Raw genomic sequence first — 16,688 nt, forward strand, 5'->3', positions numbered from 1 at the left:
CTGGCTAGATTACCGCTACCTACTAGGTACTAGGTAAGGACGTTCGATGCTGTCCAGCGCCGAGCAGGCCGCGCTCACCAGCGGCACCGACATGTGGCACACCACGGCCGTCGCCGACATCCCGTCGATCACGCTGACCGACGGGCCGCACGGCGTGCGCAAGCAGGCCGCCGACGCCAAGGACCTGATCACCGGCGAACCGGCGACGTGTTTCCCGCCGGCGGTCGCGCTCGGGTCCAGCTGGGACCCCGACCTGGTGCACCGGGTCGGCGTGGCGCTGGGCGAGGAGGCCCGCGCGATGGGCGTGGCGGTGCTGCTCGGCCCGGGCATCAACCTCAAGCGCAGCCCGCTCGGCGGGCGCAACTTCGAGTATTACGCGGAAGACCCGTTGCTCACCGGGATCCTGGCCGTCGAGTGGGTGAAGGGCCTGCAGAGCACGGGCGTCGGCGCGTCGCTGAAGCACTTCGCGGTGAACAGCCAGGAGACCGACCGCATGCGGGTCAGCGCCGACGTCGACGAGCGGACGCTGCGCGAGTTGTACCTGCGCGCGTTCCAGCGGGTCGTGCACGAGGCGCAACCGTGGACGGTCATGTGCGCGTACAACCGTGTCAATGGCGTCTTCGCGTCGGAGCACCACTGGCTGCTCACCGAGGTGCTGCGCGGCGAGTGGGGCTTCGAGGGCGTCGTGGTCTCCGACTGGGGCGCGGTGGTCGACCGCGTCGCGGCCGTGGCCGCCGGCCTGGACCTCACCATGCCCGGCCCCGACGAGGCCGGCGACGCGGCACTGGCACAGGCCATAGTGGACGGTCGGCTCGACCCCGCCGCGCTCGACACCTCCGCCGCGCGGGTGCGCGCGCTCGTGGCGAAGGCGGTGGCGCACGCCGCTCCGGACGCCACCTACGACGAGGCCGCCCACCACGCGCTCGCCCGTGAGGCGGCCGGACGCTCGGTCGTGCTGCTGCGCAACGAGGGCGGGCTGCTGCCACTGTCCACATCGGACACCTCGATCGCGGTGATCGGCGAGATCGCGCACACGCCGCGCTACCAGGGTGGCGGGAGTTCACAGATCACGCCGACCCGGCTCGACGACGCGCTGTCCGAGATCAGGAAGCTCACGTCGGCACCGGTGACGTTCGCTCCCGGCTACGCGGTCGACGGCACCGCCGACGACGCGCTCGCCGCCGAGGCCGTCGAGACGGCCGGCGGCGCCGACGTCGCGGTGGTGTTCATCGGGACGGCGCACGAGACCGAGGGCGCCGACCGCGACGGCATCGACCTGCCGGCCGGACAACTGGCGCTGGTCGAGCGCGTGGTGGCGGCGAACCCGCGCACGGTCGTCGTGCTCTCCAACGGCGCCGTCGTGCGCACCACGCCGTGGGACCGCACGGTGCCCGCGCTCGTCGAGGGCTGGCTGCTCGGCCAGGCCGGCGGTGGCGCGCTCGCCGACGTGCTGTTCGGTGTGGTCAACCCGTCGGGCCGGCTGGCCGAGACGATTCCGCACGCGCTCGCCGACCATCCGTCCTATCTGGACTTCCCCGGCGAGGCCGGGCACGTGCGCTACGGCGAGGGCATCCACGCCGGCTACCGCGGGTTCGACGCGCGCGAGCAGGACGTCGCCTACCCGTTCGGCTTCGGCCTGTCGTACACCACGTTCGCGTACGGCGACGCGTCGGCGTCCACTGTGGACGGCGGGATCGAGGTGCGCGTCCCGGTCACCAACACCGGCGACCGCGACGGGCGGGAGGTCGTCCAGGTGTACGCGGGCCTGCCGACGTCCCGGGTGCGGCGGGCACCCCGGGAACTGAAGGGGTTCGCCAACGTCGCGATCGCGGCCGGCGAGACGGTCGAGGTGGTCGTCGCCATCCCGCGCGACGACCTGGCCTACTGGGACCCGTGGCTGAAGCGCTGGGCGGTGGAGGGCGGCGGGTACGTGCTCGCCGTCGGCGCGTCGTCGCGCGACGTGCGCACCACCGTCACCGTGCAGGTCGACGGCGACGACACCCGCCGGCCGCTGACGGCCGACTCCACGCTCGGGGAGTGGCTGGAGGACCCGAAGGGGGTCGAGGTGCTCATGGGCGCGTGGGCGGCGGCAACCGGCGGCGACGGCGACGACAAGCGGGCGTCGGCCCTGGCCGATCCGCAGATCTTCACGTTCCTCGCCAGCCTGCCGCTGCAGCGGCTCACCGCGTTCGCGGGCGACGAGTTCGACGCCGACGCCATCGCCCGGTTGGTGGCCGCGGCCAACGCTTGACCTCAACCTCTGTTGAGGTACCAGACTCCCCGGTATGCGTGCGATTCAGGTGTCCTCGTTCGGCGGTCCCGAGGTGCTGGTGCCGGTCGACCTGCCCGACCCCACGCCGGGGCCGGGTCAGGTCGTGGTCGGCCTGGCCGCGGCCGACGTGATCTTCCTCGACACGTTGCTGCGTTCCGGTTGGGGGCGCGACTTCTTCCCGATGCCGATGCCCTACGTCCCCGGCCACGGCGGGGCGGGCACGGTGCTGCGGACCGGCGACGGCGTCGACCCCGCCTGGACCGGCCGGCGGGTGCTGGCCCGGATCCCGAACGGCGGCTACGCCGAGCAGGCGGTGGCCGACCTCGACCGGATCGCGCCGGTGCCCGACGGCATCCCGTTCGAGGTGGCGGCCGCGCTGCTGCACGACGGCGTCACCGCAATGAGCCTCGACCGGCTCGGCATGCCCGAGAAGAACGAGTGGGTGCTGGTCACGGCGGCGGCGGGCGGCGCCGGGACGCTGCTGGTCCAACTCGCCGTCGCGGCCGGCGCACGGGTGGTCGCGGCCGCGTCGACCGAAGCGAAGCGGACGCTGGCCGGCACGCTCGGCGCCGAGGTCACCGTCGACTACACCCGCCCGGGCTGGATCGACGAGGTCCGGTCGGCCACCGGCGGTGGCGCGCACCTGGTCTACGACGGCGCCGGCGGGAAGCTGGGAACGTCCACAGTGGACGCGGTCGCGGACGGCGGCCGGTTCGTCACGTTCGGCACCGCCGACGGCTTCGCCGCGCCCGACGCCGGCACCCTGGCGCGCCGGGGCATCCGCCTGATCGAGCCGCTGAAGGCCGGGCCTCCCCCGAACTCCGTGATGCGGGAACTGCTGGCGGACGCCCTGGAGCGGGCCGCCGACGGAAGCCTGCGGCCGGTGATCGGCGCCACGCGTCCGCTGTCCGACGCCGCGGGCGCCCACCGCGCGCTGGCGGACCGGTCCGTGGCCGGGAAGTCGCTGCTCATCCCGTGACGACGCGCGTGTAGCGGCGGGCCTGGTAGGCGGAGTTCGGGCGGCCGTCGAGCGTCTCCTTGTCGATCGACGCGTGCGTCACGTGCCGCGCCGTCGTCGGCCCGAGCGAGTAGTAGCTGAAGTGGACGCGGTCGGGCTCCCACCGGTCGAACAGGATCACGTGCGCCGACGCGTCCAGGAGGATGTCGCCCGGAGCGAGGTCCGGCCGGCGGATCGGTGTGGACACGGTCGGCAGGGTGCCGGTCCAGGGGTCGGAGCCGAGGTGCCAGGCCATGGCGACGAGGCCCGCGCAGTCGCGCCGGTAGACGCGGGAGTTCCCCACGTCGGGGAAGAGGTCGGTCGGGCTGTACGGGACATCGACCCATGACTCCGCGCGGTCGACGATCTCCGCCCGGGTGATCGGCCCGTCGATCGCCGACGCCACGCCGCCCCGCGTCGGCGTGACGGCGACCTCGGCCGGGGTGACGGCACGCGCGGGGGAGCCGACCTCGACGCCGGTGACGGCGCCCGCCAGCGCGAGGGCGAGTGCGAGCCCGGCCCGGGTGAGGTTCCTCCGCATGGACCGAAGCGTCGCCGCGGGTGCTGAACCTTTTCTGCAAGAGCGCCAGTAATTGATCTACAGCGGTCTTCAGGCCGCCGGACGCCGGGGCGTAGTCTTCGCAGGATCGGGCATCTGCGGCAGGACGGCGGTGGGGTGGAGTTCCGGCTTCTCGGGCCAGTGGAGGTCGTCGACGGCTCCGTTCCGGTCCCACTCGGCGGGTCCAAGATCCGCAGCCTGCTGGCCGCGTTGCTGCTCTCACCGGGGCGGGTCGTCGCCACCGACCGGCTGATCGACATCATCTGGGACGACGATCCGCCGCCCACCGCGCGGGCCCTGATCCAGACGTACGTGTCGATGCTCCGCCGGGCGGTCGGCCCGGAGATCGTCGGCACGCACGCGCCCGGGTACCTGGTGCGCGTCCCCGAGGACGACCTCGACCGGAACCGGTTCGACGCGTTCGTGCGGGCCGGCCGCGCCGCCGCGGCCGACGGCCGGCACCGCGAGGCCGCCAACGCGTTCCGGGCGGCCGACGCGCTGTGGCGCGGCCCGGCGCTGGGCGGGGTGCGCAGCCGGATCCTCGCGGCCGAGGCCGCCCGCCTCGACGAGCAGCGGATCGCGGTGATCGAGGCGCGGGTGGCCGCCGACCTCGCGCTGGGCCGCAACGACGAGCTGATCGGCGAGCTGACCGTGCTGGTCGAGCAGCACCCGACCCGCGGCTCGCTGCGGGGACAGCTCATGCTCGCCCTGTACCGGGCCGGTCGCACCGCCGACGCGCTCGCGGTCTACCGGCAGGGGCGCGCGGCTCTGATCGACGAGCTGGGCATCGAACCGGGCGTCGAACTCACCCGCCTGCACGAGCAGATTCTGCGTGGCGATCCCGTGCTCCTCGCGTCCGATATGACCGGGCCGGAGCCGCAACCGGACCCCGAAATCGTGACCACCGACGACAAGGAGCGGGCGGCCCGGCCGCCCGCGCAGCTGCCGCCCGACGCGGCCGACTTCACCGGCCGGGCCGACCTGGTGCGGGAGATCCGGGACGTGCTCACCGCCGGCGGCACCGGGCCGGCCGTGGTGGCGCTGCTCGGACCCGGCGGGGTGGGCAAGTCGGCGCTCGCGGTGCACGTGGCCCACCGGGTGTCGTCGGCGTACCCGGACGGTCAACTGCATGTCGACCTGCGCGGCACCACCGGTACCCCGGCGTCGCCCGCGGAGATCCTCGGCCGGTTCCTGCGGGCGCTCCAGCCCGACCCCAACGCCATCCCGGACGGCACCGACGAGCGGATGGACGCCTACCGCACGCTGCTGTCGGGTCGACGCGTCCTGATCGTGCTCGACGACGCCGCCAACGAGCAGCAGGTCCGGCCGCTGCTGCCGGGCAGCGGGACGTGCGCGGTGCTCGTCACCTCGCGCGGCCGGTTGGCCGGGCTGGCCGGTGCCCACCTCATCGGCGTCGACCTGCTCAGCGCCGCCGAGGCCACCACGCTGCTGGCCCGCATCGCCGGCGCCGAACGCATCGGTGCCGCGCCCGACGCGGCCGCCGACATCGTCGCCTCGTGCGGGAACCTGCCACTGGCGGTGCGGGTGGCCGGCGCGCGGCTGGCCACCCGCCGGCAGTGGACCCCGCGGCTGCTCGCCAACCGCCTGACCGACGAGCGGCGCCGCCTCGACGAGCTGTCCGCCGGCGACCAGCAGATCCGGGCCAGCATCGAGATGAGCTTCCGCAGCCTCGAACCGGCCGCGCAGACGGCCATCCACCGGCTCGGGCACGTCGGCCTGTCCGACTTCCGGTCGTGGGTGGTGGCGTCCGCGCTCGACGTCGACATCGCCGACGCCGAGCGGGTGCTGGAGCACCTCGTCGACACCCACCTCGTCGACTACACGTTCGTCGACGACAGCGGCCAGGTGCGGTACCGGTTGCACGACCTGGTCCGCATCTACGCCCGCGAGCAGGCCGAACGCGCGCTTCCGCCGGCGGACCTGCTGGCGTCGACGGGACGGGTGCTCGGCGCCTGGTCGGCGGTGCTCGACCGGCTGGGCGAGCACATCGTCGACCACGTGACCTCGGGCGCGATCCTCCCCGTCGCGCGTCATGCGGCTCACGATGTGGACCCGGACGTGCTCGGCACGGCGCTCGACGACCCGCGCGGCTGGCTCGACATCGAGCAGGCGTCGCTGGTGCTGGCCGTGGAGCGGGCCGCCGAGCTGGGCCTGGACGGGCTGGCGGTGTCGATCGCGTCGGCGCTGTGCGCGTCGACGTACCCGCTGAACAACGTCGTCGACCTGTGGGACCGGGCGCACCGCGCCGCGCTGGTCGCCGCCCGGCGGGCCGGTGACGCGCACGGCGAGGCGGTGCTGCTCGTCGAGCTCGGCCAGCTGCGGTACGAACAGGACCGGTTCGGCGAGGCGCAGCAGGTGCTCACCGACGCGGTCACCCGGTTCCGCGACCTGGGTGACGCGCGCGGCCAGGCCAGCGCGTTGAGCGCGCTCGGGCTGGCCTGCCGCGACCAGGGCTACCTCCCGGAGGCACAGCACTTCCTCGCGCAGGCGTCGACGCTGTGCCGGGACCTCGACGACCGCGCCGTCGGGCACTGCGAACGGCTCGTGGGGTCGGTGCACCTCGAACGCGGCGACTTCGCATTGGCAGACGAGGCACTGGCGACGGCCGTCTCGGCGTACCGCCGGATCGGCAGCCGCCGCGGCGAGGCGCTGACACTGCGGACCATCGGGCTGGCCGCACAGGCGCGCGGTCGCTACGCGGACGCCGCGCGGGCGTACTCGCAGGCGCTCGCGCTGCTGCAGGAGCTGGGCGACACCAAGCTGGCGGCGTACTGCCGGCGCGGGCTGGCCAAGACGCACCTGCGGACGGGCCGGCTGGCCGAGGCCCGCGAACCGCTCGAGGACGCGCTGGCGGTGCACCGGGCGTCGGGCGACCGCTGGGGCGAGGCGATGGTGATGCGGACGCTCGGCGAGCTCGACCTGGCCGCGGGCCAGTTCGATCTGGCGGCCGGGCGGCTCGACCTGGCCGCCGGCCGGCTCGCCGACGCCGACCGGTGGCTGGCCGCCGCGCTGGAGACGTTCCGGTCACAGGGGACGGCGTTGTTCTCCGCCCGCACGCTCCGCGACATCGCCGAGGTGGCCCGGGCCCGGGGTGATCTCGACGCGGCCGACGCGGCGCTCCGGGAGGCGCTGGAGACGTTCCGCGCGTACGGGTCGCGCGAGTACGGGGAGCTGTCTGTAGGCGGATTGCAGGGAACCTGAAGCGCGCCGGGTGATCGTCGGCTTCACTTCGTCGACGCCCGGGAGTCCCCTTCATGACCCGCATCGCCCACGTGCCGATCCGTGAAAGCGGCGAGGAGCTCCTCGACGTCGCCGTGTCGTCGCCGGTGGCGGTCGCGGTGCCCACGCTGCTTCGGCGCGGGGTGGTCGACCGGCTCGTGGTCGCGCAGAGCATGCTGCCCCGGGACGTGCGGCTCCTGGTGGTCGACGGCTACCGGCCGGGCGACCCGGACGGCCCGGATGCCGACCCGTCGCACCCGACCGGCGGCGCCGTGGACCTCATGCTCTCGGTCGGCGGCGCCGTCGACCTCCCGGTGCCGGCCGGCGGCCTCGCCGCCACGCTGCCGAGGTGCTGCGCCGACACGTCTCCGGTGCCGGCACCGCCGACCGCACGGCTCATGGTGACCGCGTTGACCGCGGCCGGTCTGGTGAACAGCCCGACGCGCTGGTGGCACTGGTCGTACGGCGACCGGTTCTGGGCGTTCGCCAGCGGTGCGCCGCACGCCCGGTACGGCCCGGTGCCGCCTACCCGCTGAGGCCGGGATCGTCGTGCGGGTACGGGGCGAACGTGCTGCGGTTCTCGTCGACCGCGAGGCTGCGCCCGATCTGCGGGAACGCCCGCTGCGGGCAGCCCTCCCGGTCGCACACCTTGCAGCCGACGCCGATCGGCACGGCCGCGTCGCGGTTGTCGAGATCGCGGCCGGCGGCGTACACGAGGCGGTCGGCGTGCCGCACGTCGCAGCCCAGCCCGACCGCGAACGTCTTGCCCGGCGCGCCGTAGCGGCCCGGCGTGCGCGTGACCGTGCGCGCCACCCACAGGTAGCGGCTGTTGTCGGGCATGCTGGCGATCTGCACGAGGATGCGGCCCGGTGCGGCGAACGCCTCGTAGACGTTCCACAGTGGACACGTGCTGCCGGTGCGGGTGAAGTGGAACCCGGTGGCCGACGAGCGCTTGGACATGTTGCCCGCGCGGTCGACCCGGATGAACGAGAACGGCACGCCTCTGAGCCGCGGCCGTTGCAGTGTCGACAGCCGGTGGCACACCGTCTCGAAGCCGACGCCGAAGTGGTCGGCCAGCCGCTCGATGTCGTACCGGTAGCGTTCGGCGGTGGCGTGGAACGTGCGGTACGGCATGATCAGCGCCGCGGCGAAGTAGTTGGCCAGGCCCACGCGGGTGAGCGTCACCGCGGGCGGTGAGCTGAGTTCCTCGTCGGCGGCGAGGTCGGTGATGAGGTCGGCGTACTCGGCGAACGCGAGTTGCACGGCCATCCGGAACGCCTGCTGCCCGGGCCGCAGGTGGCCGGCGAGGTAGAGGCGCTTCGTCGCCTCGTCGTAGCGGTGCTGCTCCCCCGGGTTCGTCGGGCTCGACGCGGTGGCGGCGTCGAGCCCCACCACCTCGATGCCGTGCCGCGCCAGCCGGGTGGCGAGCGCGGTGAGCGTCTGACCGGGCCCGGCGCCGAGTTCGCCGGCCACCTCCTCGGCGGCGGCGTCGAGTTCGGCGATGTAGTTGTGCCGCCGGTAGAAGTAGTCGCGGGCCTCCTCGTGCGGCATCATCGCGATCTGCGGCGCCGGCGCGTCGGACGCCCGCCCATCGGTGAGCAACGCCAACTGTTCCAACGCCTGCCGGTACCGGCGGTGCAGCGTCACCAATGCCCGGGCCGTATGTGGCAGCTTCTCGGCGAGTTCGGCGGCCTCGCCGGCCGCCTCCGGCGACGCCAGCGCGCCGTCGGCGACCACCTCGCGGATCTCGGCGATGAGCCGGGTGACGTCGTGCGCGGCGAAGAACCCCGCGTCGACGCCGAACTCCTCGCACAGGCGCAGAAGCACCGGAACGGTCAACGGGCGGGAGTCGTGCTCGATCTGGTTCAAATAGCTCGGCGAGACGGACAACCGCCGGGCGAGCGCCGCCTGGCTGAGCCCACGGTCCTCCCGTAATCGGCGCAGCCGCCGACCGGCGTAGGTCTTGTCCATCACCGAACTATACGACCGTTAACCATTAACAACATTTTCAAATCTTGGAGGCAAGATTGGCGAAAGTTAGCTGATTGCGTCGGTCGACTGAGACGAGCGGCTCATGTCACGGTGTCCAAGAGGCGATTTCCACGCTTCGCAAGAAGTGAACGGCCCAGAAGTGATCAGTAATGAGGGAGCCACCGATGACTGACCGGCAGACCGCTGCGGCGGAAATCGAACGCGAATGGTCCACCGACCCGCGCTGGAGCGGGGTGGAGCGGACGTACTCGGCGGCCGAGGTCGTGCGGCTGCGGGGCAGCGTCACCGAGGAGCACACGCTGGCCCGGCGCGGCGCCATCAAGCTGTGGGAGCTGCTGCACACCGAGGACTACGTCCACGCGCTCGGCGCGCTCACCGGCAACCAGGCCGTGCAGCAGGTGAAGGCCGGGCTGAAGGCGATCTACCTCAGCGGCTGGCAGGTGGCCGCCGACGCGAACCTGTCCGGCCACACCTACCCCGACCAGAGCCTCTACCCGGCGAACTCGGTGCCGCAGGTGGTGCGTCGCATCAACAACGCGCTGCTGCGGGCCGACCAGATCACCTGGGCCGAGGAGGCCTCCGACGCGCCGGCCGACTGGCTGGTGCCGATCGTCGCCGACGCGGAGGCCGGCTTCGGCGGCGTCCTCAATGCCTTTGAACTGATGCGCGGGATGATCGCCGCCGGCGCGGCGGGCGTGCACTGGGAGGACCAGCTCGCGTCCGAGAAGAAGTGCGGCCACCTCGGCGGCAAGGTGCTCGTGCCGACCGGCCAGCACGTCCGGACGCTGAACGCGGCCCGGCTCGCGGCCGACGTGGCCGGCGTGCCCAGCGTCATCGTGGCCCGCACCGACGCGCAGGCCGCGACGCTCATCACGAGCGACCTCGACGAGCGCGACGCGCGATACGTCACCGGAGAGCGCACCGCGGAAGGGTTCTACCGCGTCACCAACGGCATCGGCCCGTGCATCACGCGCGGCCTCGCCTACGCGCCGCACGCCGACCTGTTGTGGATGGAGACGTCGAAGCCCGACCTCGACGTCGCCCGCGAGTTCGCCGAGGCCATCAAGGCGCAGTACCCCGACCAGCTGCTCGCCTACAACTGCTCGCCGTCGTTCAACTGGAAGAAGCACCTCGACGACGCCACGATCGCGAAGTTCCAGCGCGAGCTCGGCCACATGGGCTACAAGTTCCAGTTCATCACGCTCGCCGGTTTCCACGCGCTGAACCACTCGATGTTCGACCTCGCGCGCGGCTACGCCGAGACCGGCATGACCGCGTACGTCGACCTCCAGGAGCGCGAGTTCGCCGCCGAGGCCGACGGTTACACGGCCACCCGGCACCAGCGCGAGGTCGGCACCGGCTACTTCGACCTCGTCAGCACGACGATCAACCCGCAGAGCGACACCGTCGCGATGCGCGACTCCACCGAGCATGAACAGTTCGCGGGGGTGTGACATGAGCCCGATCGAGATTCGTGGCGACGCACCGCGCCAGGAGGAACTGTTCCCGCCGGCGGCGTTGGAGTTCCTCGTCGAACTCGACCGTCGGTTCGCCGGCGCCCGGGTCGACCTGTTGGAGCGGCGTCGGCGGCGCCGGACGCGGCTGGCCCGCGGCGCCGAGACGCTCGACTTCCTGCCGGAGACCGCGGCGATCCGTGATGATCCGACATGGCGGGTCGCTGCGCCGGCACCAGGCCTGATCGACCGGCGGGTCGAGATCACCGGCCCTCCACAAAGGACGATGACCGTCAACGCGCTCAACTCCGGCGCGAAGGTGTGGCTGGCCGACTTCGAAGACGCCACGTCGCCCACGTGGGAGAACATCGTCGCCGGACAGCTCAACCTGATCGACGCGCGCGCCGGTCGGCTCGACTTCACGTCCGGCTCCGGGAAGCGGTACCGCGTCGGGGACGCCCCGGCCACCGTCGTGGTCCGGCCGCGCGGTTGGCATCTGGTCGAGAAGCACGTGGTGGTGGACGGGCATCCGATGCCCGCCGCGCTCGTCGACTTCGGTCTCTACCTCTTCCACGGCGGGCGGTACTTCTACCTCCCCAAGCTCGAGAACCACCGCGAGGCCCGGCTGTGGAACGACGTGTTCTGCCACGCCCAGCACCTGCTCGGGCTGCCGCACGGCACGATCCGGGCCACCGTCCTCATCGAGACGATCACCGCGGCGTTCGAGATGGAGGAGATCCTCTACGAACTGCGTGACCACAGCGCCGGTCTCAACGCCGGCCGCTGGGACTACATCTTCAGCATCATCAAGACCTTCGGCGCCGACCCGAACGCCGTGCTGCCCGACCGCGCCAAGGTGCGCATGACGGTCCCCTTCATGAAGGCCTACACCGATCTTCTCGTGCGGACCTGTCACAAGCGCGGCGCCCACGCGATCGGTGGGATGGCCGCGTTCATCCCGAGCCGCGACACGGCGGCGAACGAGCGCGCGTTCGCACACGTGCGGGTCGACAAGGAGCGCGAGGCGTCGGCCGGGTTCGACGGGTCGTGGGTTGCGCATCCGGCGCTGGTTCCGGTCTGCCGGGACGTGTTCGACCGGCACATCGGCGAGAACCCCCACCAGGTCGGCCGGCAGCGCTTCGACGTTGACGTCACCGCCGCCGACCTTCTCGACTTCGCCAGCGCCGGCACGGAGGTCACCGAAACGGGTGTCCGCAACAACATCGCGGTCGCGCTACGGTACCTGCGGGCCTGGTTGGCGGGCAGTGGAGCGGTGGCGATCTACGACCTGATGGAGGACGCGGCGACGGCGGAGATCGCGCGATGCCAGGTGTGGCAATGGCTGCGCCACGGCACGCGGCTCACCGACGGCCGCCCGGTCGACCACGAACTCGTCGCCAAACTGCTCGACGAGGAGTACTCGGCGGCGGAATCAGAGACCGACGGCCGGGACGAGAACCTCGCCCGCGCCGGCAATCTCTTCAACCGGATGGCGTTGCAACCGGACCTGCCCGAGTTCTTCACCGTCCGCGCGTACGCGACCTACCTCGCCAGATAGCTTTCGCCGCACCCCCACCGGTTTGACGGGGTGGATACGTGCTCCAAGGGCCTGCGCGTATCCACCCCGTCATTCGTTCGTCAGCGCTCGATGCCCAGCGAGGCGATGAGATCCTCGTGCAGCTCGAACCAGACCGTGTGGCACGAGTCCACGCCCGTCCCGTCGACCCACGACGGATCGCCGGCCCCGGCCCGCTCGACCGCCGACGAGAACCGGACGTCGTAGCCACCGAAGCGGTCCAGCACCCCGGCGAGTTCGGCCGCCAGCGGTGCCAGCTCCCCGGCCAGGCCGGAAAGCTCGCACACGATCAGGGAATCCCACTCGGGGTCGTCGTGCGCGTTGGCGGCCAACGGCGCACCGGGCGCCGGGCGGATCTGCCAGTCGGTGCACGCTTGCCGCAGGCGCGCGTTCAACGGCAGAAAAGCATCGTGGACGCGGCGCACCGCCGCCGCCCCACCCGGCACGTCCGCCAACTCGGCCGCCAGTCGACGCTCGTTCTCGGCCCGCCCGCGCCCGGTGAGTGACCATCCACCGACGCCCGCGAACTCCGACCAGGTGACCCAGCCGCACGCCTCGGCGTCGAGCAGCAGTTCCTCCGCCGCGGCCGGATCGAGGCCGAACCTGCGAGCGACGGCCGCGTTGCCGGCCATGCCCCGAAGCCGGACGGCGTGCAGCACCAGCAGGTCTGTCGGCGAGGTGCGGCTCACGGCCGGCCCCGGTCGGCGGCGCGGCGCGGCCGGTCCTCGTCAGCGGCGTGGCGTCGGCGGACCCGATTCGCGGCGCTGCGCTGCCGGTGCCCGTCAGCGGCGCTCACGGGCGGGTCCGGGCCTGTAGCCGGTCGAGGCGCTGCTGGCATGCCTGTGGCGAGTTGAGCCCCATCGCCCGCGCCATCTGCGCCCAGGTGAGATCGAGGGCGCGCCCGGTGAAGAGCAGGCCCGTCTCGAGCTGATCGAGTTCGGCGCGGGCCGCGGCGAGCAGTTCGAGGGCGGCGACCGCGCCGTCGCGCTGGGCCGGGTCGGCCGCGGGGTGCCGGCCCGACCACCACAGAAACGCCTGAATCAGGTCGACCGCCGACGGCGGAACCGGGTGCGGCTGCCACGGCCGCGGATCGAGCCGGCCGGGGCCGAGCTCCACCAGGCGTTCGCGGGCCGCCCGTTCCCGTTCCGCGCGGGCCCGGTCCGAGGTTGCGCTGTCATCCACAACCGGTACCGTGCATCATCAACAAACTGTTGTCAACACTTCGTTGAAGGACGGTTCGACCGTGATCGTGGACCTGCGTTCGGCCACTCCCGCCGATTGCGGCGGAAAGGCCGGTGCGCTGGGGCAACTCGTGCGTGCTGGCATCCGGGTGCCGGCCGGGATCGTCGTCCCGTTCGGCGCCGATGTGCACGAGTCCGAGGTGGCGGGCTTCCTCAACGGCGCGTTGAACGGTGGCGGCGCGTTGAACGGCAACGATGCGTTCGTCAACGGCGCGTTGAACGGCGGCAGCGCGTTGAACGGCGGCGCGGTGGCTGTGGCGGTGGCCGTCCGCTCCTCGGCCAGCGACGAGGACCTGCCCGACGCCTCGGCGGCGGGCCAACACGACAGCTTCCTCGGCGTCCGGGGCGCCGCGGCCGTCGTCGAGAAGGTGCGGGCCTGTCGGGAGTCGCTGTGGTCGACGCGGGCCGTGGCGTACCGGCGGGACCGCGGCCACCGCCACGATCCGGCGATGGCGGTGCTCATCCAGCACCACGTCGACGCCGAGGTGGCGGGCGTGCTGTTCACCGGCGACGGCGTCCGGATCGAGGCGTCCTGGGGGTTGGGCGAGAGCGTCGTGCAGGGCACGGTCACCCCCGACGCGTGGACCGTGTCGGCCGGCGGCATCGTCGCGCGCCGCGTCGGGGACAAGCGCACGCGGATCGACCGGGGACCCGACGGCACCGTCCGCACGGAGGTGGCCGACCGTGACCGGTCGCGGCCGTGTCTCACCGACGAGCAGGTGCGTCGGGTCGCGGCCGCCGGGCGGGCGGTCGAGGCCGTCCTCGGCATGCCGGTCGACGTCGAGTGGGCGTTGGGCGGCGGTGACGTCTGGGTGCTGCAGGCGCGTCCCATCACGGTGGCCGTGCCGACCGGAGCCGGGCCGATCGGGGAGCTGGCAGCCGCGCCCACTGGAGAGCCGGCAGCCGCGCCCACTGGAGAGCCGGCAACCGCGCCCGCTGGAGAGCCGGCAACCGCGCCCACCGGGAAGCCGCCAGCCGCGCCCACCGGCGGGCCGGCAACCGCGCCCACCGGCGAGCCGGCCACCGCGCGGACGGCCGGCGGTGCGACGCTCACCGGCACGCCCGGGAGCCCGGGCATCGCGACCGGACCGGCCCGGGTGCTCCGCGGTCCGGCCGACTTCGCCCGCGTGACGGCCGGCGACATCATCGTATGCAGATCAACCGATCCCGCCTGGACGCCGTTGTTCGCGATCGCCGCGGGCTTCGTCACCGAGACCGGGGGTGTGCTGTCGCACGCCGCGATCGTGGCGCGGGAGCACGGAATCCCCGCCGTGCTCGGGGTTTCCGGCGCCATGACGACCCTGCGGCACGAACCCACCGTCACCGTCCACGGCGACACCGGCACCGTCCACTATGGACGTTAACCGTTAACGCTCCCATGATCCTGAGCGTCCGCACCTTTGTGGGAGACAAAGGTCGGCTACGGCAGACCGTTGTCTCCCAGATCGGGCTCGGATCGCCCCGCCGGCTACAGGGAGTGGCCAGATGAAATGATCGAGGAAGAAAGGGCCTGCGCTGGCAAGCCTCTTCTTCCTCGATCACCTTTGTGAGTGACTCCCCATCGGCGACGATGCGGAAGGCGGGCCTCCCGCCAACGGGAACGACGCGGCCGCGAACGATAATCGCTACCTTATCCGGCGGTTCGATCTCTCGCATTGTTCCGCGGTGAGGGTCGGCACGATCGTTTGTCCGTGAGCGAAAGCCTGATCGACGTCGTGCCGGTGTCGGATGACCCCGGGGACGCGCGGTGGCAGGCCGTGGCACCGGGCGGCTTCGTGGCCGGCGTGATCGGGCTGCGGCCGACCACCCCGTTCGGGTCCGATCCGCTGCCGCCCACCACACCGGGCGACCTCGAGCTGAGCCTCTACGTGGAGCCGGGCTGGCGACGGCGCGGGATCGGCTCCCGGCTTCTCGCAGCGGCCCGAAACGCGGCGACCCGGAACGAGGCGCGGCTCATCGCGGACGTCGAAGCGGGCTCGCCCGCTGAAGCGTTCTGCCGGCGGCACGGCTTCCGGCGCATCGGGTCCAGGCGCCACGACCTGCTCACCTACTGCGATGTCCACCTGGCCTGGCTGGGTGAGCTGGTCGACGCCGAGCACCCCGGATACCGCCTGACGCACTGGGTCGGCGACCTCCCCGACGCGCGCGGCGTCGAGGAACTGCCCCGGAGCCCGAGCCGCTCCGGCAACGCCGTACTCACCGCCGCGGACGCGGACGGCGACCTGGCGGCGTACGCCGTCGCGGTCGTCGATCCGGTGTCGCACCCGCGCGCCCGCCAGTACGGGCCGGCCGTGCACCCCGACCATCGCGGCGGGCGGCTGGGTCTGTGGGTCAACGCCGCGCTGGCGCAGCGGCTGCGCGAGGTCCATCCGCATGTCGACGAGATCGAGACGACCACCGCCGAGGACGACCTCGGCCTGCTCGACGTGCGTGAGCACCTCGGTTTCCGTCCGCTACGACGAACCCACGTCTACGAGCTCGCCATTCACGGGAGAAGGACATGAACCACCGGAAACGACCGTCGACGCGGCGCCACGGAAAGCGCGGCCCGCCGACGGGAAGCGCGGCCGGGCGCGCCGACCGAAAAACGACATCGACGACCCGAAGGAGGACCGTGCGCACCGCGATCGGCGTCACGGCCTGAGCCCGTCGAAGACCGAGCTCAGGACCTCCTCCATGTACGCCTCGGGCAACGGTCGGCCGGTGAGCAGCCAGGCGTGGTACAGCGGCCCGTAGATGATCTCGACGACCATGTCGAGGTCGACGTCGGCGCGCAACTCACCGGTCTTCTGCGCCGTCGCCAGGCGTCCCTTGGCCTCGACGACGGCCGCCTGCAGCAGGGTGCGGACACCGTCGGCCGCGACGTCGTCGGACAGCGCCGCGATGAGCAGCCCCCGCCAGACGGCACCGGTGTCGGACGCGAACAGCCCCTGCACGGCGCTCGTCTGCGCCAGCAGGTCGACCCGCAGGTCGCCGGTGTCGGGAAAGCCGATCTGCGTCTCGCGGACCCGCGTCATGTGTTCGAGCAGCACCGCCGCCTTCGACGGCCACCAGCGGTAGATCGTCTGCTTGCCGACGCCGGCCCGGGCGGCGATGGCCTCGATGGTGGTCGCGGCGTAGCCGATCTCGACGCAGAGGTCGACCGCGGCGGACACGATCGCCTGCCGCGACTGCTCGCTGCGGCGGGTCGGGTCGGGTCTCCGGCTCACGACCGACCACCCTACACGAGGCGAGACGTATCGTCTTGACAACGCCACTCCCGCGCGTCACTCTCGAACCGCAACGCGAGACAGACCGTCTCGTCTCGGCCCGGCGCCGAGAGAGGCAAGGGCAAGAGGCAAGGGCAAGAGGCAAAGC

General features: G+C 72.6%; 13 protein-coding genes. 8 read left to right on the top strand and 5 right to left on the bottom strand.

Features of this window, described 5'->3' with window-relative positions; translation table 11 throughout:
* Nucleotides 1-46 precede the first annotated feature (46 nt).
* Nucleotides 47-2,251 carry a glycoside hydrolase family 3 C-terminal domain-containing protein gene (locus tag Vau01_RS15930; RefSeq protein ID WP_203992866.1) on the top strand — a complete coding sequence of 735 codons (2,205 nt, stop codon included), beginning with the start codon at nucleotides 47-49 and terminating at the stop codon, nucleotides 2,249-2,251.
* Nucleotides 2,252-2,285: 34 nt separating this feature from the next.
* Nucleotides 2,286-3,251, top strand: coding sequence for a zinc-binding dehydrogenase (locus Vau01_RS15935; protein ID WP_203992869.1), 966 nt, complete (start codon nucleotides 2,286-2,288; stop codon nucleotides 3,249-3,251).
* Here Vau01_RS15935 and Vau01_RS15940 read toward each other — a convergent pair.
* On the bottom strand, nucleotides 3,241-3,810 hold the full coding sequence (locus tag Vau01_RS15940; protein WP_203992872.1) for an NlpC/P60 family protein: 570 nt from the start codon (nucleotides 3,808-3,810) through the stop codon (nucleotides 3,241-3,243). The two genes, Vau01_RS15935 and Vau01_RS15940, sit on opposite strands and share 11 nt — an antisense overlap.
* A gap of 135 nt (nucleotides 3,811-3,945) precedes the next feature.
* Here Vau01_RS15940 and Vau01_RS15945 point away from each other — a divergent pair, with 135 nt between their 5' ends.
* Both Vau01_RS15945 and Vau01_RS15950 read left to right on the top strand, forming a co-directional pair.
* Entirely contained in the window at nucleotides 3,946-7,050 is a 3,105-nt protein-coding gene (locus Vau01_RS15945) for an AfsR/SARP family transcriptional regulator (RefSeq protein ID WP_203992875.1), read from the top strand.
* A 53-nt stretch (nucleotides 7,051-7,103) separates the two neighbouring features.
* Complete coding sequence (locus Vau01_RS15950) at nucleotides 7,104-7,604, top strand: M15 family metallopeptidase domain-containing protein (RefSeq protein WP_203992878.1); 501 nt, start codon at nucleotides 7,104-7,106, stop codon at nucleotides 7,602-7,604.
* Here Vau01_RS15950 and Vau01_RS15955 read toward each other — a convergent pair.
* Entirely contained in the window at nucleotides 7,594-9,039 is a 1,446-nt protein-coding gene (locus tag Vau01_RS15955) for a short-chain fatty acyl-CoA regulator family protein (RefSeq protein WP_203992881.1), read from the bottom strand. The two genes, Vau01_RS15950 and Vau01_RS15955, sit on opposite strands and share 11 nt — an antisense overlap.
* Nucleotides 9,040-9,224: 185 nt before the next feature.
* Here Vau01_RS15955 and aceA point away from each other — a divergent pair, with 185 nt between their 5' ends.
* Nucleotides 9,225-10,514: an isocitrate lyase gene (gene aceA, locus Vau01_RS15960; protein WP_203992884.1), complete on the top strand. Its 1,290-nt coding sequence runs from the start codon at nucleotides 9,225-9,227 to the stop codon at nucleotides 10,512-10,514.
* A gap of 1 nt (nucleotide 10,515) precedes the next feature.
* Complete coding sequence (gene aceB, locus Vau01_RS15965; protein WP_203992887.1) at nucleotides 10,516-12,072, top strand: malate synthase A; 1,557 nt, start codon at nucleotides 10,516-10,518, stop codon at nucleotides 12,070-12,072.
* 80 nt (nucleotides 12,073-12,152) lie between these two features.
* Here aceB and Vau01_RS15970 read toward each other — a convergent pair whose 3' ends face one another.
* Both Vau01_RS15970 and Vau01_RS15975 read right to left on the bottom strand, forming a co-directional pair.
* Nucleotides 12,153-12,779: a transcriptional regulator gene (locus Vau01_RS15970; protein ID WP_203992890.1), complete on the bottom strand. Its 627-nt coding sequence runs from the start codon at nucleotides 12,777-12,779 to the stop codon at nucleotides 12,153-12,155.
* A 103-nt stretch (nucleotides 12,780-12,882) separates the two neighbouring features.
* The gene (locus Vau01_RS15975; protein WP_203992893.1) at nucleotides 12,883-13,272 is read right to left on the bottom strand and encodes a DNA-binding protein; all 390 of its coding nucleotides are present in this window, start codon (nucleotides 13,270-13,272) and stop codon (nucleotides 12,883-12,885) included.
* Between the two features lie 61 nt (nucleotides 13,273-13,333).
* Between Vau01_RS15975 and Vau01_RS63390 the strand changes: the two genes are divergently transcribed.
* Together Vau01_RS63390 and Vau01_RS15985 are read left to right on the top strand one after the other, a co-directional pair.
* The gene (locus Vau01_RS63390) at nucleotides 13,334-14,695 is read left to right on the top strand and encodes a PEP/pyruvate-binding domain-containing protein (RefSeq protein ID WP_239151616.1); all 1,362 of its coding nucleotides are present in this window, start codon (nucleotides 13,334-13,336) and stop codon (nucleotides 14,693-14,695) included.
* 327 nt (nucleotides 14,696-15,022) lie between these two features.
* Complete coding sequence (locus Vau01_RS15985; RefSeq protein ID WP_203992895.1) at nucleotides 15,023-15,835, top strand: GNAT family N-acetyltransferase; 813 nt, start codon at nucleotides 15,023-15,025, stop codon at nucleotides 15,833-15,835.
* A 129-nt stretch (nucleotides 15,836-15,964) separates the two neighbouring features.
* Here Vau01_RS15985 and Vau01_RS15990 read toward each other — a convergent pair whose 3' ends face one another.
* Nucleotides 15,965-16,540, bottom strand: a complete 576-nt coding sequence (locus tag Vau01_RS15990) for a TetR/AcrR family transcriptional regulator (RefSeq protein ID WP_203992898.1) — start codon at nucleotides 16,538-16,540, stop codon at nucleotides 15,965-15,967.
* Nucleotides 16,541-16,688: the final 148 nt, after the last annotated feature.

Source organism: Virgisporangium aurantiacum (assembly GCF_016863635.1).
Lineage (GTDB): Bacteria > Actinomycetota > Actinomycetes > Mycobacteriales > Micromonosporaceae > Virgisporangium > Virgisporangium aurantiacum.